This window comes from Micromonospora sp. CMU55-4 (genome assembly GCF_011602315.1).
GTDB lineage: Bacteria > Actinomycetota > Actinomycetes > Mycobacteriales > Micromonosporaceae > Micromonospora > Micromonospora chalcea.
Genome location: NZ_JAAOLH010000015.1, coordinates 59,445 through 83,038, shown reverse-complemented (window position 1 = coordinate 83,038; position 23,594 = coordinate 59,445). Strand labels below are relative to the sequence as shown.

The window sequence follows — 23,594 nt, the reverse complement described above, 5'->3', positions numbered from 1 at the left end:
CCCCACCTCCTCGGATCGCCCGCCTCACCGTACGCCGAAGCCGATGGCGCTCCGCCGCGCGCGTCGGCGGCCCTACCGTTAAGTTGTCCGGGTGCGGGAGACGGCAAGGGGTTGGACGGCGGTCTGGTTGGTCGTACTGGCCCTGCTGCAGACGGCTGCGTTCGTGCTGGTGTGGCGCTTCGCCGTGCACACCGAACTGGGCCAGTGGCTGGACACGGTGGCGCTGACCGGCAACCAGATCGGCCAGGACCGCATCGACGGTCCGGTCGACACGCTCCTCAACGCCATGTCCGTGGTGTCGCTGCTGGCCGCGACCGCGGTGATCGGCTTCATCGCGCTGATCCGGGGCCGCAAGGCGCTGGCCGTCACCGCGACGCTGCTGATCGCCGGCGCGAACGTGACCACGCAACTGCTCAAGCACTTCCTGGTCCGGCCCGACTTCGGCATCGACCCGGAGCGGGCCGCCGCCGGCAACAGCCTGCCCAGCGGCCACACCTCGGTGGCCGCCTCGGTGGCGGTCGCGCTGATCCTGGTGCTGCCGCGCAAGCTGCGGGCGGCCGGGGCGTTCCTCGGCGCCGGGTACGCCGCCGCCGCGGGCGTCGCCACGCTCTCCGCCGGCTGGCACCGGCCCAGCGACGCGGTCGCCGCGTACCTGGTGGTCGGCGCGTGGGCCGCGGTCGCCGGGCTGGTGCTGCTGGTCTTCCAGCGGGAGCAGGCGGTGGTCGAGCCCGGCGACGCGCACCGGGTGACCGCCGCCGTGCTCGGCGGCGCCGGCGCGGTGGCGCTGCTGGCCTCCGCGCTCGCGTTGTCCTGGCTGGTGGACCGCTCCACGATCCCCGTCGAGGCGCTCAGCCGCCGCCAGCTCTTCGTCGGGTACGCGGGCAGCGCGGCCGGCATCGCCGGCACGATCGCCGTGGTGGCCGCGCTGGTGCTGGTCGTGGTGCACCGGCTGGTGCCCCGGTGGAAGGGCTGATCCGGCGGATGGAGACGGTACGGGCGGCGTTCCGGGCCGAGTGCGACCGCCTGGAGCGGGTGCTGCGCGACCTGGACGACGCGGCGCTGGACCGGCCCACGCCGTGCCCGCCGTGGCGGGTGCGCGACCTGATCGCGCACGTGAGCACCGGGGCCGGACGCCTGGCGGGCATGCTCGCCGAGCCCGCGCCGCCCCGGGCCGAGGTGGACGCGGCCGCCTACTTCGGCGCGGCCAAGTTCAGCCCGCCGGTGGACCGGGACCGCGTCGAGGGCGCGCAGCGTGCGGCCCGGGAGCACCCGGGCGCCGCCGAGGTGGCGGCGGAGTTCGGCCGGGCCTGGCGCGCCACCGACGAGGCGGTCGCCGCGGAACCGCCCGCACGGGTGGTGCGTACCCGCCACGGTGACGCGATGGCGTTGCCGGAGTTCCTGCGTACCCGGGTGGTGGAGGTCGCGGTGCACGGCCTGGACCTGGCCGACGCGCTGGACCGGACGCCGTGGCTGACCCCGGCCGCCGCGGACGTGGTGATCGGCGTGCTCACCGGCGGCGCGCCGGTGCCGCCCGGACTGGGCTGGGACGCGCTCACCGTGCTGCGCAAGGCCACCGGCCGGCTGCCGGTCACCGGCGACGAGCGCGCGGAGCTGACCCGCGCCGGCATCGGCCGGCTGGCCTTCGGCGGCTGAGCCTCCTCAGCGCGCCGCGCAGCGCCGCAGGTGATCCAGCACGATCGGGTCGATCCGGCCGGGCACGAAGCGTTCCTCCAGGTTCTCCAGACCCGTCCAGGCGGCCAGCGCCTCGTCCAGTCCGGCCGGGCCGACCGGGTGCCCGGTGGCGGCGAGCAGTTCGGCCACCTCGGCGGCGAGCGGACCGGTGAGGTCGCGCAGCGTGGCCGGGTCCGGGCGGCCGAACAGCATGTGGTGGATGCCGAGCAGGCGGCGCAGCTCGGAGACCGGGTCCACATGATCGTCCACCCGCAGGTCCACCAGCTCGTCGCCGGTCCCGGCGTAGCCGCCGTGGCGCTGCACCACGAGCATCGCCGCGCTCTGCCGCCCGCGCCGGTCGCCGCCGGCCGCGTCGCCGGCGGTGAGCGCGGCCAGCAGCCGCTGCGGGAACGGCAGCTCCGCACGGGCCAGCCAGGCGTCGCGCAGCGCGTCGATCACCTGCGGGCCGGTCAGGATGTTGCCCTGCGCGGCCCAGCCGTCGCCGGCCTGCCCACCGGCCCACGGGTGGCAGCGCGGCCCGGTCCAGGTGGCCCCGTCGCCGGTCGCGCCGACCACGGCGAGCTGCCGGTCGTCGCGTCCCGGATCGGCGGCCACCAGCCCGGCCACCGCGTCGGTGGCGCTGACGCCGGTCCGTAGCAGCGCGAGCGCCTGCGCCCGGTAGGCGAGGTTGGCGTGCGCCTGGGTGGCGACCGCCCCGACCAGCGCCTCGGCGGCCGGCACCAGCGCCCCGGCGGCGAGGAACCGGCTGGCCACTGCCACTCCGAACAGGCGCCCGTCGGCGGAGCGGGCGACGAGCGAGAAGGTCACGCGCGGATCGTAGCCCGCAGGGCGGGCACGGGGCCCCGCTCCGGCGGCACCGCTCAGAACGGCGGCGCGGCGTCCTCCGGCGGCCGGCCCCAGGCCCGCCGGGCGTCGGCGACCGCCACCGCCGTCAGGACCGCCGCGGCGAAGCCCGACGCGACGAGCGGCGCGAGGCGCACCAGCAGCGGCACGGGCAGCAGCAGCGCGGCGATCCCCACCAGCCGGGACGGGGAGACCCGGCCGAACACCTCGTACTCGAAGCGGGCCCGGCCGGCCAGGAACACGGCCGGCCCGCCGAGGATCACGGCCAGCCAGGGCAGCTCGTTGTGCCCGATCGGGTGCTCGATCACCAGCTCGTAGCCGATCGCGGTGGCGACCACGCCGATCACCATGACCAGGTGGGTGTCGGCGGCGGACCGGCCGACGGTGGCCGGGTGAGCGGCCCGGGTCACCGCCTCGCCCAGGATCTGCCCGGCCCGCTGCACGTAGATCCGCCACAGCAGCACCGAGGTGGCCAGCGCGACGGCGAACGCGGTGACCATGCCGGGGCTGGTGGGGGAGCGGGTGAACGACAGGCCGGCGAGCAGGATCGTCTCGCCGAGCGCGACCAGGAAGATCTGCTGGTAGCGCTCGGCCAGGTGCTCGCCGTGGATGTCCCAGCGGGAGACCGTGGACCGGCCCAGGCCCGGCACCGGCCAGCCGAACCGGGCGGCGAGGTACTCCAGCACCAGCGCCGCGGTCCAGAGCGCCACCCGGGCGTTCACCGGCAGCAGCGCGCCGGCCAGCCAGAGCACACCGGTGGCGCAGAACGTGATCAGCATGCGCCGCTTGAGCCGCCGGTACTGCTGGTTCTGCAGCACCAGCACGAGGATCGCCGGCCGGCTCACCTGGGCCACCACGTACGCGGTGGCGAACATCAGGCCGCTGTGGCCGAACGCGCGGGGGATCGCCACCCCCATCACCATCGCCGAGATCAGCGCGGTGATCACGATGATCTGCAACCACAGGTGGTGCGGGTCGTAGCGGCTGGTCGTCCACGCCGTGCCCTGCCACACGGCCCAGAGCGCGACCAGCAGCAGCAGCGTCTTGCCGCCGCCGGTCACCGCCGACCAGCCGGTCTGCCCGCCCTCCAGCACCAGGTCCTCGAAGGCGCGCGCCGAGATCCGGGTCAGCGCGAACACGTACACCAGGTCGAAGAAGAGCTCCAGGAACGTGGCCCGGTTGGGCCCGTCGCCGGAGCCGCGCAGCGCGGCCGGCTCGGCGGTCCTCACCGCCGAGCTCCGTCCCCGGTCCGACTCATGCGGCAGTCGTAACACTCTTTCCCGGCTTCTCGTCACCGATCACCCATATCGCCTTGGATCTTGCTCGCGGCGGTGCCGGACGGGCACCATCGACGGGTGACGAACCGATGGGGCATGACAGTGCCGTTGGGCGGCATTCCGCTCGCCGACCACGCCGCCGTCTACGCGGCGCTCGACGACGCCGGATTCACCGACGTGTGGTCGTCGGAGGTGGCCGGCGCCGACGCGTTCACCCCGCTGGCCCTGGCCGCCGCCTGGTCGCCGCGGCTGCGCCTCGGCACCGCGATCACGCCGGTGTTCACCCGTGGCCCGGGACTGCTGGCGATGAGCGCCGCCGCGCTGGCCGAGGCCGCGCCGGGCCGATTCGCGCTCGGCGTCGGCGCCTCGTCGCCGGTGCTGGTGCGGGACTGGAACGCGATTCCGTTCGACGAGCCGTTCAAGCGGACCCGCGACGTGCTGCGCTTCCTGCGGGCCGCGCTGCGCGGCGAGACCGTCGACGGCGCGTTCGACACCTTCGCCGTACGGCGCTTCGCGCTGGAGCGTCCGCCGAGCGTGCCGCCGCCGGTCGTGCTGGCCGCGCTGCGCCCCGGCATGCTGCGCCTGGCCGCCGCCGAGGCCGACGGGGTGATCCTCAACTGGCTGGCCGCCGAGGACGTGCCGACAGCGCTCGCCGAGGTGGGCGAGCGCCGCCCCGGGTTCGAGGTCGCCGCCCGCATCTTCGTCTGCCCCACCGAGGACGCCGCGTACGCCCGCGCGCTGGGCCGCCGCATGATCACCGGCTACCTCACCGTCCCCGCGTACGCGGCCTTCCACAGATGGCTGGGCCGCGAGGACACGCTCGGTCCGATGTGGCAGGCGTGGGCCGCCGGGGACCGGCGGGGCGCCTCCGCCGCCGTACCGGACGAGGTGGTCGACGCGCTGCTGCTGCACGGCTCACCCGAGCAGTGCGCGGCCGCCGTCCGCCGCTACGCCGACAACGGCGTCGACGTGCCGGTGCTGGCCGTGCTGCCCACGCCCGAGATCACCGAGGGCGGCGCGGCGGCCTGGATGGATCTGCTGCCCCGGCTCGGCCCCGGGAAGGTGGCCTGAGATGAACCTGACCGACCGGGTGGTCGTGATCACCGGCGGGGCCGGCGGGATCGGCGCGGCACTGGGCCGACGGTTCGCCGCCGAGGGCGCCGCCGCCGTCGTGCTGGCCGACCTGGCCGCCGACGCGGCCCGCGCCACGGCCGAGGCGATCGGCCCGGTCGCCACCGGCGTCGGCCTCGACGTCACCGACGAGGCGGCGGTACGCGCGCTCGTCGAGGAGACCGAGCGCCGCCACGGACGGATCGACCTGTTCTGCGCCAACGCCGGAGTGGCCACCGGCGGCGGCATCGACGCGCCGGACGCCGACTGGGACCGCGCCTGGCGGGTCAACGTGTTGGGGCACCTGCACAGCGCCCGCGCGGTGCTGCCCGGCATGCTCAGCCGGGGCCAGGGGCACCTGCTGCTCACCTGCTCGGCGGCCGGTGTGCTCACCGCGGTCGGCGACGCGCCGTACACCGCCACCAAGCACGCCGCCGTGGGTCTCGCCGAATGGCTGGCGATCACCTACCGGGACGCCGGCATCCGGGTCAGCGCGCTGTGCCCGCAGGGCGTGGACACCCCGATGCTCGCCGACGGCCTCACCGAGGGGCACCTGGGCGCCCGGGTGATCGCCGCGTCCGGGACGATCCTCAGCCCGGATCAGGTCGCCGACGCGGTGATCGCCGGGCTGGCCGAGGAACGGTTCCTGATCCTGCCGCACCCCGAGGTCGCCGACTACGCCCGCCGGCGCGCCGAGGACCCGGACGGCTGGCAGGCCGGGCTGCGCAAACTCGTCCGCAAGCTGCGCGCCGCCGACCGCTGAGCCCTCACGAGGCGGGCGGTCCGGTCAGCGTCGCCACCGTAGCGGCCCCGGATGGATCGTCCACAGCACCTGTCGCCACCGTGACCGGGCCGCGCGCAGCGCCTCGGCGAAGCCGGCGCTCAGCCGTGCGGCCCGATCCGCCTGTTCCGGCGTGACGCTGCCCGGCGCGAAACCCGCCTGGTTGAGCAGAGCGGCCAGCTCGTCCACCGCTGCGCCGTCCGGGCCGTCGATCGCCGCGCCCTCTCCGGGCCGCGCCGCGCGGGCCTCGGCGAGCGTCCGGCGGGCCCGCTCGGCGACCTCCGCCGCCGCCAGGTCCGGCCCGACCGGATGCCCGGCCAGACGCAGCGCGTCGGTCAGCTCCCGCCACGCTCCCGCAACCCGTTCGCCCGGATCGCCCACCGCCAGACGGGAGCGGGTCAGCCGCCGGCGCATCGCGACCAGCGCCGCCAGCACCGCGCCGACCAGCAACACCAGTCCGCCGACACCGCCGCCGACCAGCGCCGGTGTGCCGAGCCCGCCCTCGTGCCCGCCGGGTGCGGGCGCGGCGGCCGGAGGCGTGGCGCTCGGCTCCTCGGTGGGCGCGGGCACCTCCGACGGCGGCGGGTCCTCCGGCTGCGGCCGGAAGTCCTCCTCCACCGGACGGGGCTCCTCGTCCGGGCGCGGCATCGGATCGAACGGCACCCAGCCGACGCCGTCGAACAGCACCTCCGGCCAGGCGTACGCGTCGGCCGCCCGCACCGGCCCGTCGCCGTCGGGCCCGAACCCGACCACCACCCGGGTCGGCAGGCCGGCGAGGCGGCCGAGCACCGCGAACGCGGCGGCGAACTGCTCCGACGTGCCCCGCTGCCCGCCGCCGTTGCGCGGCCCGAACAGGAAGAACGCCAGATTCGGGTACGCGTGCCCGCTCGGCGCGTCGGCTGTCACCCGGTAGTGCTCGGCGAGGAACGTGGCGATCGCGTCGGCGCGCGCGTACGGAGCACCGTTCGACTCGGCGAGCTGGGTGGCCAGCCGGCGCAGCGGTTCCGGGGCGCCGTCGGGCACCCGCAGCACCCGGGCCACCTCGTCACCGGCGGGCACGTTCGCCGTGGGCAGCAGGTTCACGTCCGGGCGCTCCCGCACCGAGGACACCTCGTACCGCAGCCCCGGCCCGAGCCCTTCCGGGCGGATCAGCGTCCCGGTCGCCGGGTCGTACGCCACCCGCGCGCCGGTCACCTCGCGCGGCGTGGGCACCGCGGGCAGCAGCCGTCCGGTCAGGTCGCCGACGGTGATCTCCTGGCGCACCTCGTCGGTGGCCGCGTTCGGGGCCGGCTCGGTGGCGGGCAGGATCCGCCCCGCGTTGCGGTACGTGGCGCCGACCCGCCAGGTCACCCCGTCGTAGTCGCTGAGCACCGCCAGCCGGATCCGCGGCGGCCCGTCAGCGCTCGCGCCGTCGACGGTGCGCACGTCCAGCAGCCGCTGGTCCGGGTTCAACGCCCACCCGGAGATCCGGATCAGCGGGTTCTCGTCCAGCGACTCCACCCGGGGCGGCTCCACGTAGCGGCGCGGGTCGACCGGCCGCTCGTCCACCTGGGCGGCCACCACCGGGGCGAGCAGCGCCGCCAGCGCCACCACCACCGTGAGCCCGGCCGCGCTCGCCGCCACCAGCCGCAGCCGCACCGCCGCGCGTACCGCAGGGGTCAGACCGGCGACCGGATCGGGCGCCGGGCCGTCGCGACGCCCGGGCGTCGCCAGGCCGGCCGCCGCGACCGCGGCGAACACCACCGTCGGGCCGACCGCCGGATCCGCGTTCGGCCCGACCACGTAGAGCGCCCCGGCGTAGAGCAGCGCCGGCGGCAGGTAGCCCAGCAGCACCCGCCCGGCGCGCAGCGCCACCTCGGCGGCGGTCAGCCCGGTCAGCCACGCGGCCACCACCGGGACCAGCACCGTGTCCGGGGCCGGCTCGACCGGAATCATCGCGGTGAGCAGCCGGGGAATCGCGTTACGGGCGGCGTCGGCGGTCACCTCGCCGAGCCCGCCCGGCAGCGCCGCGTGCGCGGCGGCCAGCCGCAGCGACAGCAGCGTCCACCCGGCCATCGCGGCCACCGACAGCGGCGCGACCAGCCAGGACGGCAGCCGCCGCGCGGCCACGCCGACCAGCACCGATCCGACGGCCGCGCCGGCCATGAGGCGGGTCAGCAGCGGATCCGCGTACACCCGGCCCAGCACCACGCCGGAGAGCGCGACCAGCACGATCAGCGCGGCCGGTACCGGCACGGCCCGCAGCACCCGGACCGCGCGTTCCGCCGCCGGTTGGGTCCGTGGCGGCGTCACCACCGGCGGATCCCGTCCCACTCGGCGGCGAACGCCGCGCCGTCCGCCGCGTCCAGCACCGTGAGGCCCGTCGCGCCGGCCGCCGTCGGCCCGTCCGTGCCGAACATCCCGACCACCACCGACGGGTACGCGCCGCGCAGCGCGCCGACGTGCCCCAGCTCGTCGCGGCCACCCGGCCCGGTCAGGAAGACCAGCGTGTCACCGAGCCGGTCCCGGCGCAGCCGCCCGGTCGCGGCCGGCAGCACGTCCGGCCCGGCGTCCGCCAGCTCCACCGCGGCCAGCCGGTCCAGCGGCCCGGCCGCGCCCTCCGGCTCCACCTCTCCCGGTACGACGAGCAGCAGCTGCACCGGCAGGTCCTCCCGCACCGCGGCGGCCACCACCGACGCGGCCGCCTCGCACGCCGACTCGAACGACTCCGCGACCCCGCCCACCCGGCCCGGATGCGCCGACGCGCGGTTGTCCAGCACCACCACCAGGCGCGGCAGGCTGGTGTCCACGTTCTCCCGCACCATCAGCTCACCCACCCGGGCGCTGGTGCGCCAGTGCACGCGGCGCAACTCGTCGCCCACCACGTACTCCCGCAGCGAGTCGAACGTGATCGACCCGTGCGGCACGCTGTCGGTGCGCCCGTCCAGGCTGCGCCCGGCACCGGTGGGCACCGCGGACAGCGGATGGATGCGCGGGTGCACCCACACCGGCACCGTGCCGCCGTAGCCGCGCGCCAGCGCCACCAGGCCCAGCGGATCCCGGCGCACCACCCGCAGCGGCCCCACCGGCACCACCCCACGCCGGTGCGTCGGCACGTCGTAGCGCACCACCGTGTCGCGGCCCGGGCGCAACCGCAGCAGCGGCACTGGCACCAGCGCCCCGGCGCAGCGGTCCTCGGCCACCAGGTTCGCCGCCCGCAGCCGACCGGTGTTGCGCACCGTCAGCTCCATCGCCGCCGGCTCACCCCGGGCCACCCGGTCCGGGTCGGCCCGCCGCGCCACGCTCAGCCGGGGCCGCCAGGCCGCGTTCACCACGCCGTAGCCGACCGCCACCCCGGCTGCCGCGCCCAGCACCGTCAATTCGGGGTACGCGTAGCGGAACCCCACGCCGAGCAGCACCAGGGCGGCGACGAGCAGCCCGATGCCACGGGCGGTGATCCCCACGCTCAGCCGTGCACCGGCGTGGCCTGGCCCGTCGGCAACGGCACCGGCACCGACGCGACCGCCTGACGCAGCACCTCGGCGGACGTCACACCACGCACCTGCGCGTCGGGGGTGAGCAGCAGCCGGTGCGCGAACACCGGCTCGACGAGCGCCTTCAGGTCCTCCGGCATGATCCAGCCCCGGCCGTCGATGAGCGCGTACGCGCACGCCGCCCGGGTCAGCGCGATCACGCCGCGCGGACTCACCCCGACCCGCACCTGCGGATGGGTACGGGTGGCAGCGGCCAGCCGCACCGCGTACGCGTACAACGGCTCGGCGATGTGCACCCGCCGGGCCATCTTCACCATCTCGCCCACAGTGGCGGTGTCGGTGACGGCGGTCAGCGAGTCGGGGGAGCGGACCGTGGCGCCGCGCAGCACCTCCACCTCGACCGCCTCGTCCGGGTAGCCGACCGACAGCTTCACCAGGAACCGGTCGAGCTGCGCCTCGGGCAGCCGGTACGTGCCGTCCATCTCCACCGGGTTCTGCGTGGCCACCACCAGGAACGGCTGCGGCACCGGATGCCGTACGCCGTCCACCGTGACCGTGCGCTCCTCCATCACCTCCAGCAGCGCCGACTGCGTCTTCGGCGACGCCCGGTTGATCTCGTCGGCGATCACGATGTTGGCGAACACCGGCCCCGGGTGGAACTCGAAACCCCGGCTGGCCTGGTTGAAGATCGTCACCCCTGACACGTCGGAAGGGAGCAGGTCCGGCGTGAACTGGATCCGCCGCCACTGCCCCTTCACGGTGGCCGCGATCGCCCGCGCCAGCGTGGTCTTGCCGACGCCCGGGACGTCCTCCAGCAGCACGTGCCCCTGCGCGAACAGCGCGGTCAGCGCCAGCCGCACCACCTGCGGCTTGCCCAGCACGACCGCGTTGACGTTGTCGGCCAGCCGGGCGGCCAGGGCGGCGAAGCCCTGCACCTCCGGCTGGCTCAGCGGTTCGTGCGTGTTCACGGATGCGCCTCTCGGAGTGGTGCGGTCAGCAGGTGGGCAGCAGGTTGAGGTCGTCGCCGCCCTCCAGGTTCAGCCAGGCCCACGGGATGTAGTCGCGGCCCTTGCTGTGGTCGACGCGCACCCACCAGGTGCTGCGCTTGTCGTTGTTGTAGATGTAGGCGTAGACCTCTTCGCCCTTCTTCTTGCAGTAGGCCTTCAGCCGGGCGCCGTTGGGCTCCCAGCCTGCCTGCCTGCTGTTGTCCTGCTGAGTGACCGAGAAGATCTCGTTGCCGTTGCGCTCGCCGGGCACGTCCCGGGAGCAGTAGGTCGCCTCCGCGCCGGAGGAGCCGTTGCGGCAGGTGGCGATCCCGTACAGCGCGTCCGTGGTCTGGGCGCGCGAAGCGGTGCCCTTACCGGCGGCGTTGGATGCGGTCAGCGTCACCGTGTACGCGGTACCCGGCGTCAGCCCGGTCACCCGCAGGCTGGAACAACTGCCGCTCGCAGTCTTCCCGCCGGTCGCCGCCGTGCAGGTGGCCCGCCCGCCGCCCGCGTCCACAGTGAACGTGACGGTCACCGACGTGGCGTCCGCGGACGAGCCGGTCACCGTGATCCGCGGCTCGGCCACCGTCCGCGCGGTGGTGCTCGCCTCCGGCCCGGCCCCGGCCTCGTTCACGGCCTTGACCTTCACCGTCACGTTCTGGCCGTTGCCCAGCCCGCCCACAGTGGCCCGCACATCGGTCACCTCGACGGACTTCCCGGCTGCCTCCACCACGTACTTCGTCACCGGCCGGCCGTTGTCCACCGCCGGGGACCACTGCACCGCGACCGTGCCCGGCTGGTCGGCGACAGTGGACGCGCGCAGCTCGCCGGGCGCCTTCGGCGCCGTGAACGGCACCACCGTGTTGCTCACCGGCGACGCCTTCGACCCGGCGCCCTTCTCGCTCACCGCCGTCACGGTGAACGCGTACTGGGTGCCGTACTCCAGTTGCCCGGCCGCCACCACCAGCTCCGTCTTCGCCGACTCGCCCGCCGGGGCGCTCGCGCCCGCCGAGGTCGCCGTCACCGCGTACTTCGCGATCTTGTTGCCCTGGCCGTCGGCCTCGGGCCAGCTCACCCGCACCGTGCCGTCCGGCCGCGCCTCGGCGGTCACCGACGCCGGCGGGTCCGGCACCTCAGCCGTCGGCACCACCGGGTTACTGCGCCGCGCCGGCCCCTCACCCTTGGCGTTCACCGCGTGCACCGAGAACGTGTACGTCTCGCCGTTCGTCAGGCCGGTCACCTCCAGCGACCGCTGGTTCGCGCCGACCTGGCGGGTCTGACCGGCGCCCTCCACCACGTACCTGGTGATCTCGGCGCCGTTCGACGCCGCGGCCTGCCAGCTCACCCGCGCCGAGGCGTCACCGGCGGCGGCGGTGACCGACTTCGGCGCGCCCGGCTTGGACACCTTCGGCTTCTTCGGCGGGGGCGGCGGCGGAGCCACCGGCGGCGGATCCCCGCCCAGCACGTCGTTCGCGTACTTGTCGACCTCACGCACCTGGTTGCGGTCGTCGACCACCTGCGCGGTGGACGAGTCCGGCGGGTTGATGAACAGGTGGTTCTCGCGCACCTCCAGCTCGACCGGACCGGGGCGGCCGGCGCCCTTCACGGTCTGCACGAGCTGCCCCTCGGCGTCGAACGCGTAGACCGTGCCGGTCGTCTCGTCGGCGCAGTAGAACCGGCCCGCCCACGCCACCGCCGGGCTGAGCCGCACACCGTCGCCCGGCACCGTGAACCGCTTCACCTCGCGGCTGTCCCGCACCACGTGCACCGACCGCTCACCGGGAACCGTCACCGGCACCTGCTGCCCGCTGGTACGGGTCGGCAGGTAGCCCGGCGCGGTCATGGTCAGCGCCGCCCGCTGCGTCTGCCCGCCGACCACTGTGACCAGCGACGCCGAGGTGCGGTCCAGCACCGCCACGCCCTCGTCCAGCGTGGACACCACAAGCTCGTGCGCCGGCTCGGCCACGTCGTACGTCTCGACGCGCTTCGGGCTGAGCCCGGCGGGCGGCGCGTCACCGGGCGTCTCCGGCAGCTCGGCGGCGGTGACCGCCGAGACGGTGCCCTCGCTCGGCACCGCGATCCACAGCTTGCCGGCGCCGTCGAACGTGCCGCCGGCGATGCCCGGCGGGTAGCGGACCGGCTCGCCCACCGGCGTCAGCGCCCGCGGGTCGAGCTGCCGGACGATGCCCTGCACCGCGTCCACCACGAACGCCGCGTCCTCGTGCAGCGCCACGCTCACCCCGAGCCCCGGCGCGGTAGGCGTGGTCGCGGTGATCTGCAACGTCGCCAGGTCCAGCGAGCTGACCTGGCCGGTCTTGAGGTCGCGCAGGATCAGCAGCCGGTCGGTCTGGGCCACCTGCATCTGGTGCCGCCGCCCACCCGGCACCTCCATCCGGGTGTCCACCCGCGCGGTGACGCCGTTGACCCGGGCCAGCTCGCCGCGGGTGGTGCTCCACAACCAGGAGGAGGCGTCGTAGCTCGCCACCGCGTTGTCCGCGGCGCCCAGCCCGAGCACCGTGAGGCCCATCGCGGCCAGCAGCGCAGCCACCGTGCCGATGGTCACCAGCCCGCCCCGCATACGCGATCGTGGACGAGCCTGCTCCGGCCCGGTGCCCGTGACGTCCTCGATGGTGGTCACTGCCGGCTGCCTCCCCGTGTCGGTGGGGGAGGCGCACCCGCGCGAGGTCGACCCTCCCCAGAGCCGGGAGCCATCATAGGTGCCGCCCGGTGCCGGTGAAACCCGCACCGTCCCCCTGTGGACACCGAGCGTGGCGTCCCCGGACCGTCAGTTCGGCGTCGCGCCGCCCTCCCGGTCCGTGCAGACCTGACCCGAGGTCGAGTACGAATCGGTCGCGTAGACAGCCAGCACGGTGAAGCAGTAGTCCAGCTTCGCGCTCAGCCCGTTCACCGTGTAGCGGGTCTGCCCCGCGTCCACAGTGGCCATCACGCCGAGCTTCTGCCCGGCCCGGCCACCCGCCACCACGAACGGCACCCCGCCGTTCGTCGGGTCGGTCCAGGTCACCGTGACAGTGGTGGTGTCGTCCCGTAGCTGCAAGTCGCCCGGCGGCGGACCGGCCACCTTCGGCGACGCGGCGCCGGACGCGGGCACCGGGGCAGGCGGAGGCGCCGCCTCCCGGTTCAGCAACACCACGCCGACACCGACCGCCGCCACCACCGCGAGCACCGCGCCCCCGGCCACCAGGGCCAGCACCGTGCGGTTGCGGCCCGGCCGCTCCGGCTCCATCGGGTACGCGCCCGGCGGCTGGACCGGCGCCGGCTGGTGGAACACCGGCGGGTTCACCGGCCAGGCACCCGGCTCCGGCTGCGCCGGCGGCTCGGGTCGCGTGGACTCGGGAAAGTCCAGCAGATCCTCGTAGATCGGCATCGGCCGGTTCCGTTCCGGCGCGTCCCCTTCCGCCTGTCCGGCCGCGTCGCCGGCCGTCGGCTCGTCCGGGTCAGGCTCGTCCGTGTCCTGCTCGGGGTCGGCGGGCCGGTCGACCGGCTGGGACGGGGCGACACTGCTCCACGGCGGCGCGACCATGCCCCACGGCGGCACGGAGCCGCCGCTGACCGGCGCGGCACTGACGGGCGCCGCATGTGGCTGGCCGGCCAGTGACGGGTAGTCGCCGTGACCGGGTGGTCCGCTGACCAGTGGTGGGAAGCCGCTGACCGGAATTCCGCTGATCGGGTACGCGGCCGCTCCGCTCACCGGTTGCCCCGGAGGGCCGCTGACCGGGTGCGTGGGCGGTGCGCTGACGGGATGCGGCGTGGGCGTGCCGATCGACGGTGCGCTCGCCGGCGGCGTGGGCGTGGACGGTGAGCTGGTGGGTGGTGCGCTGGCCGGGGGCCCGCTCATCACGGGTGCGTCGGCTGGAGGTCCGCTGCTCTGAGGACCGTCCACCGGAGACGCACCGACCGGGGGTCCGCTGACGGACCCGGATGCCGCAGGATTGGCCGTGGTGCCGGTGGCCGCTGTCGCGGCTTGGCGCTCCGACTCCTCCTCCAGCAGCGGGCCGATCTGCTGTACCTGGATCGTCGGCTTGTCCCATCCCGGTCCACCCGGGACGGTCGGTGGCGTACCCGCGCCGGGGCCGCTCGCGTTCGCCTCGATCGCTGCGGGGTGGACTTCCGAGGCTGCTGCCGTTCCGGTCCCGGCCGTACGGTCCGTGGCGGCGTACGGGGGAGCGGCTGCGGCCCCGGCCACCGGTTGGACGGCTGCTGGCCGTGGCGGCACGGGGGTCGACGGAGCGACAGTGACTGCCGGCGGTGGTGGCAGGACAACGTTCGCCGGTGCGGGGATGCTCGGTGCCGGCGGCAGGACGGTCGGCGGTGGCGGCGGTGGCACGACTCCCGCCGACGGCATCCGCGACGGCGGCGGGGTGACGGACGCTGGAGGCGCCTCGGCGCTCGGCCTCGCGGGTGGCGGCGGGATGACCGGCGGGGGCGGTAGCGGGGACGCCGGGCCGGGTACGGGCGGCGCCACCGGCCGCCCGTACCCCGGCGTCCCGGCCGCGGACGCTGTCGTCGGCGTTCCAGGTGTTGCCACCGGTGTTCCGGGTGCCGCTGGGGGCACCACGGCACCGGGGACCGCCGCCGGCGGCGGTGGTGGGGCGACCGGAGGACGGGGCGGTACCGGCGTCACTCCGGGGGCGGCGGGCTGCCGACCGTACGTTCCGGGTGCGACGGGGGTGACACCCTGGGCCGGGGGGACCGGCCGGACACCGGGAATCTGCGGGGCCGCTCCGGCGGCCGACTGCGGCGTCAGCGGGGTGGTGGGTTCGGCGGGCACTACCGGAAACCGGGAGGTCGCTTCCTCCGAGATCGGCGCGAAGCGGGTCGTCGCCTCCTCGGATGGCGCAGAGGGCGGCGAGGGCGGCGCCCAGGGACTCGTCGAGCCGTCCGGCCGCACGGCGGGATGCTGGCGCGGCGGGACCGGAGGGGCGGGCTGCGGGGGAGTGCCCTGCGGGTTCGGCACGGGATACGGCGACTGCACGGCGCCGGGCGCCGGGGACGCCGGGCCGGGGCGGGGCGCCCACTGTGCGCCGGATACCGGCGCAGCCGCGGCAGGCGTTCCCTGGGCAGCGGGTCGGGTCGGCGCGGGCGGGTACGGCGGCGGGGTCGCCGGCAGCGACACGGTGGGCTCGGACAGAGCGGGACCGGAGTGCCCGGGGGAAGCGGGACCGGGCAGGACCTGTCCAGGCTGTGCGGGCACGACCGGACCGGAGTGCCCCGGCAGAGCCGGGTTGGGAGGTCCTGGCAGGGGCGGACCGGAGTGTGCCGGCGGGGCCGGGCTGTGGTGTCCCGGCAGGGACGGACCGGGGTGCCCGGGCAGGTAGGGACCGGGGTGCGTGCCGGCAGCGGCGGCGAAGCCGCCGTGAGGTGGGCCGTAGCCGGCGGGAGCGGCGGCGGAGCCGCCGAGGTACTGGCGGGCTGCGCGTACCGCGGGGTGGTCCGGACCGAGCACGGCGGACCCGGCGGTGGCCACGCGGCTGTAGTTGCGGCGGGCCTCGTGCCGGTTGCCCAGCTCCTCGGCCACCCCCGCGAGGTCGAAGCTGAGCGCGAGCATCAGCGGGTCGCCGTCGCCCCGGCGGCGCTCGCCGGCGGCGTAGGCCTCTTCGAGTACGCGCCGGGCGGCGGCCGGGTCGTCGGCCTCGCGGTGCAGCCGGGCCAGCAGGTGACCGGTGGCCAGGACGTCCTGGTGGTCCTCGCCGTACGCCGGGCGGGCCGCGACGATCGCGTCGGCGAGCAGGCGGCGGGCGCTGGTCAGGTCGCCGGCGGCCCGCATCGCGAGGGCCTGGTGCTGAGTGGCGATCAACGGGGAGGGGTGGGACACGGGAGCAATGCTGCCCGGAATCGTCAGTTGCGCGCTACCCACCCGATTGTTGTGGCCTCTGACCTGCGCAAACGTGCGGCGTTGGTGCTGATGTGCATGATCGTTCCGGGCCGTGTACAGTAATGCCCCGTGCGGCCCGCCAGGCCGGCCGATGCGGTGAGATGATCACCTTGGCCGACCGGGTAGGCTGGTACGTGCAGGTCCGGGTGGCGGAATGGCAGACGCGCTAGCTTGAGGTGCTAGTGCCCGTATAGGGCGTGGGGGTTCAAGTCCCCCCTCGGACACCAACTTGCAGCATCCATGCTGTGTTTCGCGTACTGGTGGTCAAGCGCGCTTGACCACGCAAATCCCAACGCAGCGACCCCCTCGATCGAGCCTGTCTTGATCGAGGGCGATTGTCGTGGCTGATCGTTCCGTGGCTCCCGTCATCCCTCCCCGTGCGCCTGTCGGGCCGGGAGCAGAGCCCGCATCGGCCGCGTGGTGGAGCCACTCGTCGTCCACCATTGCCCCTGCCTGTGCTACCGACGTCACGCGGCGGCACGATGGTGTACGGCCTGGCTACCCTCGACAGCAGTGGCCGGAACATGGGCGCGAGCTACTCCGTTTCGGGCCTGCGTTACCTGCCCCGGCAGGATGGCGGCTCCGGCGCGGTCAACGGACGCATCGGCCAGTACGAGGTGTACGTCAGCACCGACGGCACCAACTGGGGAACGGCCGTGGCCACTGGCGCGTTCGCCAACGACGCGAGCCAGAAGGACGTCCGGTACGCCGCGAAGACCGGGCAGCACTTGCGACTGCGTGCCGTGAGTCAGGTCGCCGGCAACCCGTGGACGTCGGCCGCGGAGATCTACGCCCTCAACTGAGGCTCGTCCGTGCGTTCCCGGGGGAGTGACCGCACGGGACGGTAAGGCATGGGGTGGCCGCCACGGAGCGGGCACCTCATGCCGTTATGAGCCGGCTGCGCCCCGGTGCCAGAGGAAAGACGCATACGAACACCAAGTATCGGTCCGCTGAACAGGGATGACATGGTGCACTCCCGAAGAGTCGACGACTTCCGGAGTCAGTCTTCACCGAGCGGCGGCATAGGTCGGATCCTTGATCTGGCAGGGATCGGGTTCACGACTGCCTCGGGTGCCCGAGGGCTCCTACGCTGAAATTTGTGGAAGATGTCGATGACGCCCGCGAGCTCGTTGAGCAGCGGATGCGCGCCACGGGGTTCGAGGAGGACATCCTCGACAGGGTCTTGGATCTGCTGGAACGCTTCGACACCGATCGGGAGAAGCTGTTCGAGGAGATGCTCTCCAAGCTGGAGCATCCGGGCTATGACGGCCTGACCGACCGGTGGGAGACCAACTGCGAGCAGGCCGAGGCGCTGATGGAGCGCCTCGAATCGGACATCCGGTCGGTGCTGGAGGACAGCCAGGCCAACGCGATGTCCGTCGACGAACGGTGGACCGCGGTCGGCCCGCGTGACTTCCTCGCCGGTGAGCGCAAGATCTGGGCGCAGGTCGCCCGGCTCGACGTGCCCGAGGTCGCCACGTTGATGAGCAAGGTCCTGGAGGCCGACCTCGCGCTCATCAAGAAGTGCGAGGAGGACCTCAAGAACGCGCGCAGCAACGACGCGATCGTCGAGCAGCTGCTCCTCAAGAACTTCGGCTCCATCCAGGACACGGTCAAGAGCCTGCTCGTCAAATACCTCCCGACCTCGGGCGCCCGCTTGATCGTCCTCTTCATGAAGGACCCGTCGTCCAAGGAAGCCGCCAACGAGGCGATCAAGAACTTCGAGAAGCTCACCGCGGAGAACCTCATGGCGGCCAAGCAGAAGCGTGCCGCGAAGCAGACGGTGGTCGACAACATCAAGCTGCTGGCCGCGGCCCGCGAACAGCTCGACGAGGACTGGATCGACAAGCTCTTCGCCCGCGGCGCCGAGGCGGCGGGGAACTGGCGCGGCATCGGCGCGTCCGGCGACTACCGTGCCACCGACTGGGACTGGATGAAGGAGAACGTCCTCGACCGTGGGCTCGACACGCGGGCCGAGGCGGCCAAGGAGCAGTCCAGCAAGCTCTACGACGAGCTCTTCCCCACGCTCGTGGAGGAGAGCACCAACGCCTTCGCCCAGCTGACCGATGATCCGGGCACGCTGGCGAAGTTCAACGAGGAGCTGGAGAAGGCTTCGGAATCCCTGGAGTCGCTGCTGGCGACCGAGGAGGAATACGTCAAGGACCTGGCCGAGGGACCCTACAAGCAGACGGGCCTCGCCGCGTTCGCACAGGTCAGAGACGCGGTCAAGGTGGGCTTCAAGCTGCTCGCGGACAAGACGGAGGAAGCCGACGACGAGGTGAAGAAGTCATGACCGACCTCTTCGTCGCGGCGGGCGGCCCGGTCGGCGACGGCACCCGGGCCCGGCCGTTCCACGACCCGTGGCTCGCGCTGCGGCAGGCTGCGCCCGGCGACCGCATCCACATCGCGGCGGGCACCTATACCGGGCGTGGCGAGCGCTTCTCGTGGGTCGTCGACACCCCCGAGCTGACCCTGCTCGGCGGATACAGCCCCGACTTCGCCCGCCGTACCCCCTGGCAGACACCGACGGTCTTCGCGGCGAAGACCGGCCTGCGCGTCCCGAACGAGCCGAACATGCTCCAGGGCATCGGCGGCCACGACGGCCTCGTCCTGGACGGGCTGTTCTTCGACGGGGCCGGGCGTGACGACTACGACGAGCAGGGCGGCCTGCAGCGCGCCTCCTACGGGGACGGCCCGCTGGTGAGCCTGCGCGGCGAGCGCATCACCGTCCGCGACTGCTGCTTCGCCAACGGCAGCTCCGGCGCCGTCGAGCTCGGCGGCGACTCCGTGGTCTTCGAGAACAACATCGTCGTCAACTGCGTCGGCCTCAGCCTGCTCACCGTCCGCGACGGCGCCCCCGAGACCCCGGCCGCGGTCAGCCGCAACACCTTCGCCTTCGCCCACGACGACTCCGACCCACCGCGCGGCTCCGGCGCCGACCGGGCCGTGGGCGTACGGGTCAACGGCGCTGCCGCGATCTCCGACAACGTGTTCGTCGGCTGCGGCAACGCGGCCGTCGCCTGCCTGCGCGACGTCGGGCAGATCGCCATCGACCGCAACCTGTTCTTCGCCACACCGCGCGACATCGTGCGCAGCCGGGTGCCGGGCGCGGAGGCCGAGCTCACCGAGGAGTACGCCGCGGAGCTCGAAGACGTCGGCCTGCGTTCGGCGGCCGGCAACACCGTCGGCGACCCACAGCTGACCGGGCTCCCGGCGGCGTGGCTCGACACGTACACGGTGGACGTCGCCGTCACGTACGAGCGCCCGCCGATCGCCGCCCTCAACGCGCTGCGGGAATCGGCCGGCCTCGGTGAGCTGTCGTCCGCATCAGACCGTGATGTTCAGCGGCCCGTCATGCGCCGGCTCGCCCCGGCCGAGGTGCTCGCCCTCGCGGTCGGCGCGGCGCCGGGCGCGCACCCCGCCGACCTGGCGGCGCCGGAGCCGTTCACCGAGCTCCCGGCCGGCCCGTCGTACCAGGCCGTCGACTGGGCGCGGCTCTACGAGGCCGACCCGGCGCTCGCCGGAGCCCCGGTGCAGGTGCGGGCCGGGGTCGGCTTCGACCAGAACACGCAGATCCTCCCCGAGCTCGCGGAGACGCACATCGGCGTCGCCGTCTACGAGCCCGGCACCGACAACAGCCCGTGGTGGGCGCTCGCCCCGCGCTACGGCCTCGTCCATCACCAGACCGAGGAGGCCGTACGGTATTCGCGCGGCCTCGACGTCGAGTCCACGTACCTGCTCCGCGGCACGTACCGTCTCACGCCGCCCGGCGGGCGTCAGAGCGCCACCATCGTCCTCGACTCCCTCGCGCCCGTGCTCGACGTCACGGCCCCCGAGCCGCCCCGGCCGGCCGGCCGCGACTGGTTCGTGCGGGCCGGATCCTCCGGCGGGGACGGCAGCCGCGAGGCGCCGTTCCGCGACCCGTTCCAGGCTCTCGAAAAGGCCGCCGAGGGCGACCGCATCCTCGTCGCCGCAGGTGAGTACACGGGCCGCCTGCGGTCGGGCACGTGGCGCATCCCCGTACGCAACCTGACGCTGCTGGGCGGGTGGGACGCCGAGTTCGCCGCGCGCGACCCCTGGCGGCACCCCGTGCGCTTCGTGCTCACCCCGGAGACCAAGGCGAAGGGCATCTTCGGCGATCCGGTGCTCACCGGCGAGGACTCGGGGGAGGGCCTCATCCTCGACGGGTTCATGTTCGACGGGGCGACCTACAACGCGTACGCCGACAGCGGCGCCCTCGACGCGGGCCATTCCCAGTCGGCGGCGCTGCTCGACCTGCGCGGCGGCAGCGGCGGCATCACCGTGCGCAACTGCGTCTTCGCCAACGCGGCGTACTGCGCCGTGCAGCTCAGTGCGGCGTACGGGACGTTCGAGAACAACGTGGTCGTCAACACGAGCGGCACCGCCGTCCGTGTCCAGGCACCCGGCGCGGGCCCCTGGACCATCCGCGGCAACACGGTCCTGTTCGCCGCCGACCCCACCGGCCGGGCCTCGACCGGGCAGTCCACGACCGGCTGCCTGCTGGACCTCTCCGGCCGGGGTGTCATGCGGGTCGAGGCCAACGTGCTCGCCTTCGCCGACAGCATCGCCGTCCGCGCGACCGTGCCCGACCAGAACCTGCTGCTCGACGGGAACGTGCTCGCCGCCAACCTGTACGCCGACCTCCACGACGGCCGCCACGTGCTCGTCGACGCCGAGAACCGCGACCGGGTGTTCCGCGACGCCCCGTTCGGCGCGCAGACCGGAACCCGGTTCGAGCTGCCGGCGGTGCCGGTCGACGCCGCGTACGCCGACCAGGCCGTCGGCCGCCTCTCGGCGCTGGCCGCCGCGATGCCGAAGGACGGGCTCAACGCCGCCGCGGCGGCGCTCGGCGTCTCGATCACGGCGCCGAAGACGGAGGCACCCGTCGAGGCGGCGCCCCCGGAGCCGAAGAAGGAACCGTCAGTGGCCGACCTGCTCGCGGACCTCGGCCGGGCCCGCAAGGCGTTCGAGGCGAAGGACGCGGCCCCGCCGGCCACAGACACTCCGCTGTACTGCCCGGTCTATCCGGTCGAGGCGGCGCTGAGGCTGGCCCTCGACGCCCCGCCAGGCGAGCCCGGCGCCCACGCCCCGCCTTCATGATCGAAGAGCCCGACTCCACCGAAACCGGGGCGGTTCGGTGCCGGGTGACCGCGCATACCGTTGCCGCCACGAGCCGCGGGCGGCGCTTCAGGCGGAGGTGCGTTCCCGCCACGCCCGCAAGCGATCACGCAGCCAGTGGTAGCTGGCCTTGGGCGTACGGGATCCGGTGGCGTAGTCGACGTGGGCCAGACCGAAGCGGGGCCCGTACCCGCGGGCCCACTCGAAGTTGTCGATGAGCGACCAGTAGAAGTACCCCCGCAGATCGAGCCGGTCGTCGACGGCGGCCGCACGGGCCGCCGCCGCCAGGTGCCCGGCCACGAACGAGATCCGTTCCGGGTCCGGCTCGGGTCCGTCCCGCAGGTCGGCGCAGCCGTTCTCCGTCACGTACACGGCAGGCAGGCCCGGGTAACGGTCCGCGAGCCCGGTCAGGGTGTCGAACAGCCCTTGCGGCTCCACCGGCCAGCCCAGGTCGGTGGTGGGCAACCCGTCCGGCCGTAGCTGCCGGACCCCGATGTCGAACGCGCTGCGCAGCGCCGGGTCGGGCTGCTCGTACGGGGCGTCGGCGACGTGCACCCGGTAGTAGTAGTTGACACCGAGGAAGTCCAGCGGCGTGGAGATCACCGCCAGGTCACCGTCCCGGCGGAACGACAGATCGCTCACCCCGGCGTAGAGCCGCTCGAACCCGGGCGGGTACGCGCCGCCCAGCACCGGATCCGTGAACTGCCGGTTGAGCATGAGGTCCTGCCGATCCGCCGCCGCCTGGTCGGCCTCGGTATCGCTGGCCGGCACGGCGGGGGAGAGGTTGAGCGTGATGCCGACGCGCGCCCGCGGGCCGGCGGCGGACCGGACTGCGGCGACCGCCCTGCCGTGCCCGAGCAGCAGGTGGTGGGCGGCGGCCAGAGCGCCATGTCCTTCGGCGGTGCCGGGAGCGTGCCGGCCCTCCGCGTAGCCGACCATCGACGAGCAGTACGGCTCGTTCAGCGTGATCCAGTCCTGGACCCGGTCGCCGAGGACGCCCGCGACCGCGGCGGCGTACTCGGCGAACCACTCGGCGGTGTCCCGTACCCGCCAGCCACCCTCGTCCTCGAGCGCCTGGGGCAGATCCCAGTGGTACAGCGTGACGAACGGCCGGATGCCGTGCCCGCACAGGGCGTCGACTAGCCGGTCGTAGTAGTCGAGGCCTCGCCGGTTCACCGCGCCCCGCCCGGCCGGCATGACCCGTGGCCAGGCGACCGAGAAACGGTAGGCGTCCACGCCGAGGCCGGCCAGCAGGTCCACGTCCTCCCGCCAGCGGTGGTAGCTGTCACAGGCGACCGAGCCGGAGGTGCCGTCGTCGACGGCACCGGGGCGGCGGCAGAAGGTGTCCCAGATCGACGGCCCGCGGCCGTCCTCGTCGACCGCCCCCTCGATCTGGTACGCCGCGGTGGCCGCGCCCCAGATGAAGCCGGCCGGCAGGTCCGGCAGCTCGGGCAGGTGCGGCCGGGTTGCGGCCGCGGCGGCGCCTTGGGATGTGGTGGTCATCCCTTCACCGCCCCCTGCATGATGCCGTCGACGAGATGCCGGCCGAGGAGCATGAAGACGACGAGGATCGGCAGCGTGGCGAGCAACGTGCCGGTCAGCGTCAGGGTGTAGTCGGTGGTGTAGCCGCTGGCCAGTGCGGAGAGCGCCACCTGCACGGTCGCGTTGTCCTGCAGCACGACCAGCGGCCAGAAGAAGTCGTTCCACGCCTGCATGAAGGTGAACAGCCCGAGCACCGCCGCGGCGGGGCGGGCCGCCGGCAGGACGATGTGCCAGTACAGGCCGAACGTGCTGGACCCGTCGACGCGGCCGGCCTCCAGCAGTTCGTCGGGCACGGCGCGGCCGAGGTACTGGGTCATGAAGAAGACGCCGAACGCGGTTACCAGCCCGGGCACGATCACGGCGGTGAGGCGCCCGGTCCAGCCGAGGTCGGCCATCAGGATGTACAGCGGGATGATGCCGAGCTGGTGCGGCACCATCGAGGTCGCGATGGCCACGACGAGAAGCGCCTTTCGGCCTCGGAACCGCAGTTTGGCGAAGGCGAACCCGGCCAGGGTCGAGAAGAACACCACGGAGACGGTGATCGAGCCGCTGACGATGAAGGAGTTCACCAGGGCCCGGCCGAAGTCGGTCGTGTCGAACACGCGCGCGATGTTGTCGAAGAGGTGCCCGCCGGGCACCAGGGCCGGCGGCACCTTCGTGACGGCGTCGCTGGTCTGCGAGGACACGACGATGGACCAGTAGAGCGGGAAGACCGACCCGGCCACGACCGCCAGCAGGGCGCCGTAGCTCCAGACCGAGGCCTTGCGTGGGTACCCGAAGCTCCGGCGCCGGTGGGACCGGCGTGGCGGCGGCGAGGGCGTGGTGCCGGTCTGTACGGGGTCCGCGAGGGTGGTCACG

General features: G+C 74.2%; 17 protein-coding genes, 1 tRNA gene and 1 pseudogene. 9 read left to right on the top strand and 10 right to left on the bottom strand.

The genetic code is table 11. The annotated features are described in order from the left end of the window. Nucleotides 1–91: 91 nt before the first annotated feature. Nucleotides 92–973 (top strand): phosphatase PAP2 family protein, encoded by an 882-nt coding sequence (locus tag HA073_RS23650; RefSeq protein WP_043329825.1) that lies wholly within the window; start codon nucleotides 92–94, stop codon nucleotides 971–973. An 8-nt stretch (nucleotides 974–981) separates the two neighbouring features. Further along, nucleotides 982–1,653, top strand: a complete 672-nt coding sequence (locus HA073_RS23645; RefSeq protein WP_043329826.1) for a maleylpyruvate isomerase N-terminal domain-containing protein — start codon at nucleotides 982–984, stop codon at nucleotides 1,651–1,653. Between the two features lie 6 nt (nucleotides 1,654–1,659). Here HA073_RS23645 and HA073_RS23640 read toward each other — a convergent pair whose 3' ends face one another. Together HA073_RS23640 and HA073_RS23635 are read right to left on the bottom strand one after the other, a co-directional pair. After that, entirely contained in the window at nucleotides 1,660–2,499 is an 840-nt protein-coding gene (locus HA073_RS23640) for a DUF1028 domain-containing protein (protein WP_166457314.1), read from the bottom strand. 53 nt (nucleotides 2,500–2,552) lie between these two features. Further along, nucleotides 2,553–3,764 carry a low temperature requirement protein A gene (locus tag HA073_RS23635; protein ID WP_166457313.1) on the bottom strand — a complete coding sequence of 404 codons (1,212 nt, stop codon included), beginning with the start codon at nucleotides 3,762–3,764 and terminating at the stop codon, nucleotides 2,553–2,555. 144 nt (nucleotides 3,765–3,908) lie between these two features. On the opposite strand from HA073_RS23635, the gene HA073_RS23630 reads away from it, so the two are divergent. After that, entirely contained in the window at nucleotides 3,909–4,883 is a 975-nt protein-coding gene (locus tag HA073_RS23630) for an LLM class F420-dependent oxidoreductase (RefSeq protein ID WP_166457343.1), read from the top strand. Between the two features lies 1 nt (nucleotide 4,884). Next, the gene (locus HA073_RS23625) at nucleotides 4,885–5,685 is read left to right on the top strand and encodes an SDR family oxidoreductase (RefSeq protein ID WP_104114656.1); all 801 of its coding nucleotides are present in this window, start codon (nucleotides 4,885–4,887) and stop codon (nucleotides 5,683–5,685) included. 24 nt (nucleotides 5,686–5,709) lie between these two features. Here HA073_RS23625 and HA073_RS23620 read toward each other — a convergent pair whose 3' ends face one another. The 5 genes from HA073_RS23620 to HA073_RS23600 form a co-directional block, all read right to left on the bottom strand. Next, on the bottom strand, nucleotides 5,710–7,998 hold the full coding sequence (locus HA073_RS23620) for a DUF3488 and transglutaminase-like domain-containing protein (RefSeq protein ID WP_166457312.1): 2,289 nt from the start codon (nucleotides 7,996–7,998) through the stop codon (nucleotides 5,710–5,712). After that, complete coding sequence (locus HA073_RS23615; RefSeq protein ID WP_064445402.1) at nucleotides 7,992–9,146, bottom strand: DUF58 domain-containing protein; 1,155 nt, start codon at nucleotides 9,144–9,146, stop codon at nucleotides 7,992–7,994. The genes HA073_RS23620 and HA073_RS23615 overlap by 7 nt, the downstream gene beginning before the upstream one ends. Nucleotides 9,147–9,148: 2 nt before the next feature. Then, nucleotides 9,149–10,144, bottom strand: a complete 996-nt coding sequence (locus HA073_RS23610; protein WP_166457311.1) for a MoxR family ATPase — start codon at nucleotides 10,142–10,144, stop codon at nucleotides 9,149–9,151. A gap of 25 nt (nucleotides 10,145–10,169) precedes the next feature. Beyond that, on the bottom strand, nucleotides 10,170–12,740 hold the full coding sequence (locus HA073_RS23605) for a fibronectin type III domain-containing protein (RefSeq protein ID WP_205798378.1): 2,571 nt from the start codon (nucleotides 12,738–12,740) through the stop codon (nucleotides 10,170–10,172). Nucleotides 12,741–12,947: 207 nt separating this feature from the next. Further along, a complete protein-coding gene (locus HA073_RS23600) occupies nucleotides 12,948–13,871 on the bottom strand; it encodes a fibronectin type III domain-containing protein (RefSeq protein WP_309228057.1) in 924 nt (307 codons plus the stop codon). Between the two features lie 58 nt (nucleotides 13,872–13,929). Here HA073_RS23600 and HA073_RS30940 point away from each other — a divergent pair, with 58 nt between their 5' ends. Then, nucleotides 13,930–14,052 (top strand): hypothetical protein, encoded by a 123-nt coding sequence (locus tag HA073_RS30940; RefSeq protein ID WP_255481607.1) that lies wholly within the window; start codon nucleotides 13,930–13,932, stop codon nucleotides 14,050–14,052. 1,769 nt (nucleotides 14,053–15,821) lie between these two features. On the opposite strand, the pseudogene HA073_RS31285 reads toward HA073_RS30940, so the two are convergent. Beyond that, nucleotides 15,822–15,947: pseudogene (locus tag HA073_RS31285) on the bottom strand (hypothetical protein); the annotation flags it as partial. Nucleotides 15,948–16,195: 248 nt separating this feature from the next. Here HA073_RS31285 and HA073_RS23590 point away from each other — a divergent pair. The 4 genes from HA073_RS23590 to HA073_RS23575 all read left to right on the top strand — a co-directional run bounded on the left by HA073_RS23590 (nucleotide 16,196) and on the right by HA073_RS23575 (nucleotide 21,176). Continuing rightward, nucleotides 16,196–16,282, top strand: a tRNA-Leu gene (locus tag HA073_RS23590). A gap of 255 nt (nucleotides 16,283–16,537) precedes the next feature. Further along, on the top strand, nucleotides 16,538–16,858 hold the full coding sequence (locus HA073_RS23585; RefSeq protein ID WP_166457308.1) for a discoidin domain-containing protein: 321 nt from the start codon (nucleotides 16,538–16,540) through the stop codon (nucleotides 16,856–16,858). Between the two features lie 296 nt (nucleotides 16,859–17,154). Further along, entirely contained in the window at nucleotides 17,155–18,348 is a 1,194-nt protein-coding gene (locus HA073_RS23580; RefSeq protein ID WP_166457307.1) for a hypothetical protein, read from the top strand. Then, entirely contained in the window at nucleotides 18,345–21,176 is a 2,832-nt protein-coding gene (locus HA073_RS23575) for a right-handed parallel beta-helix repeat-containing protein (RefSeq protein WP_166457306.1), read from the top strand. Before HA073_RS23580 ends, HA073_RS23575 begins: the two co-directional genes overlap by 4 nt. An 87-nt stretch (nucleotides 21,177–21,263) precedes the next feature. Here the strand turns inward: HA073_RS23575 and HA073_RS23570 are convergent, their stop codons facing one another. Both HA073_RS23570 and HA073_RS23565 read right to left on the bottom strand, forming a co-directional pair. After that, nucleotides 21,264–22,697 carry a GH1 family beta-glucosidase gene (locus HA073_RS23570; protein ID WP_187692837.1) on the bottom strand — a complete coding sequence of 478 codons (1,434 nt, stop codon included), beginning with the start codon at nucleotides 22,695–22,697 and terminating at the stop codon, nucleotides 21,264–21,266. Continuing rightward, a complete protein-coding gene (locus HA073_RS23565; protein ID WP_043329848.1) occupies nucleotides 22,694–23,593 on the bottom strand; it encodes a carbohydrate ABC transporter permease in 900 nt (299 codons plus the stop codon). Before HA073_RS23565 ends, HA073_RS23570 begins: the two co-directional genes overlap by 4 nt. Between the last annotated feature and the right edge of the window lies 1 nt (nucleotide 23,594).

Bases quoted from the DNA above. Each gene is read 5' to 3' on its own strand.
- HA073_RS23570 (WP_187692837.1), bottom strand. From the start codon at position 22,697: ATGACCACCACATCCCAAGGCGCCGCCGCGGCCGCAACCCGGCCGCAC.
- HA073_RS23645 (WP_043329826.1), top strand. From the start codon at position 982: ATGGAGACGGTACGGGCGGCGTTCCGGGCCGAGTGCGACCGCCTGGAG.
- HA073_RS23625 (WP_104114656.1), top strand. From the start codon at position 4,885: ATGAACCTGACCGACCGGGTGGTCGTGATCACCGGCGGGGCCGGCGGG.
- HA073_RS23630 (WP_166457343.1), top strand. From the start codon at position 3,909: ATGACAGTGCCGTTGGGCGGCATTCCGCTCGCCGACCACGCCGCCGTC.
- HA073_RS23585 (WP_166457308.1), top strand. From the start codon at position 16,538: ATGGTGTACGGCCTGGCTACCCTCGACAGCAGTGGCCGGAACATGGGC.
- HA073_RS23605 (WP_205798378.1), bottom strand. From the start codon at position 12,740: ATGCGGGGCGGGCTGGTGACCATCGGCACGGTGGCTGCGCTGCTGGCC.
- HA073_RS23575 (WP_166457306.1), top strand. From the start codon at position 18,345: ATGACCGACCTCTTCGTCGCGGCGGGCGGCCCGGTCGGCGACGGCACC.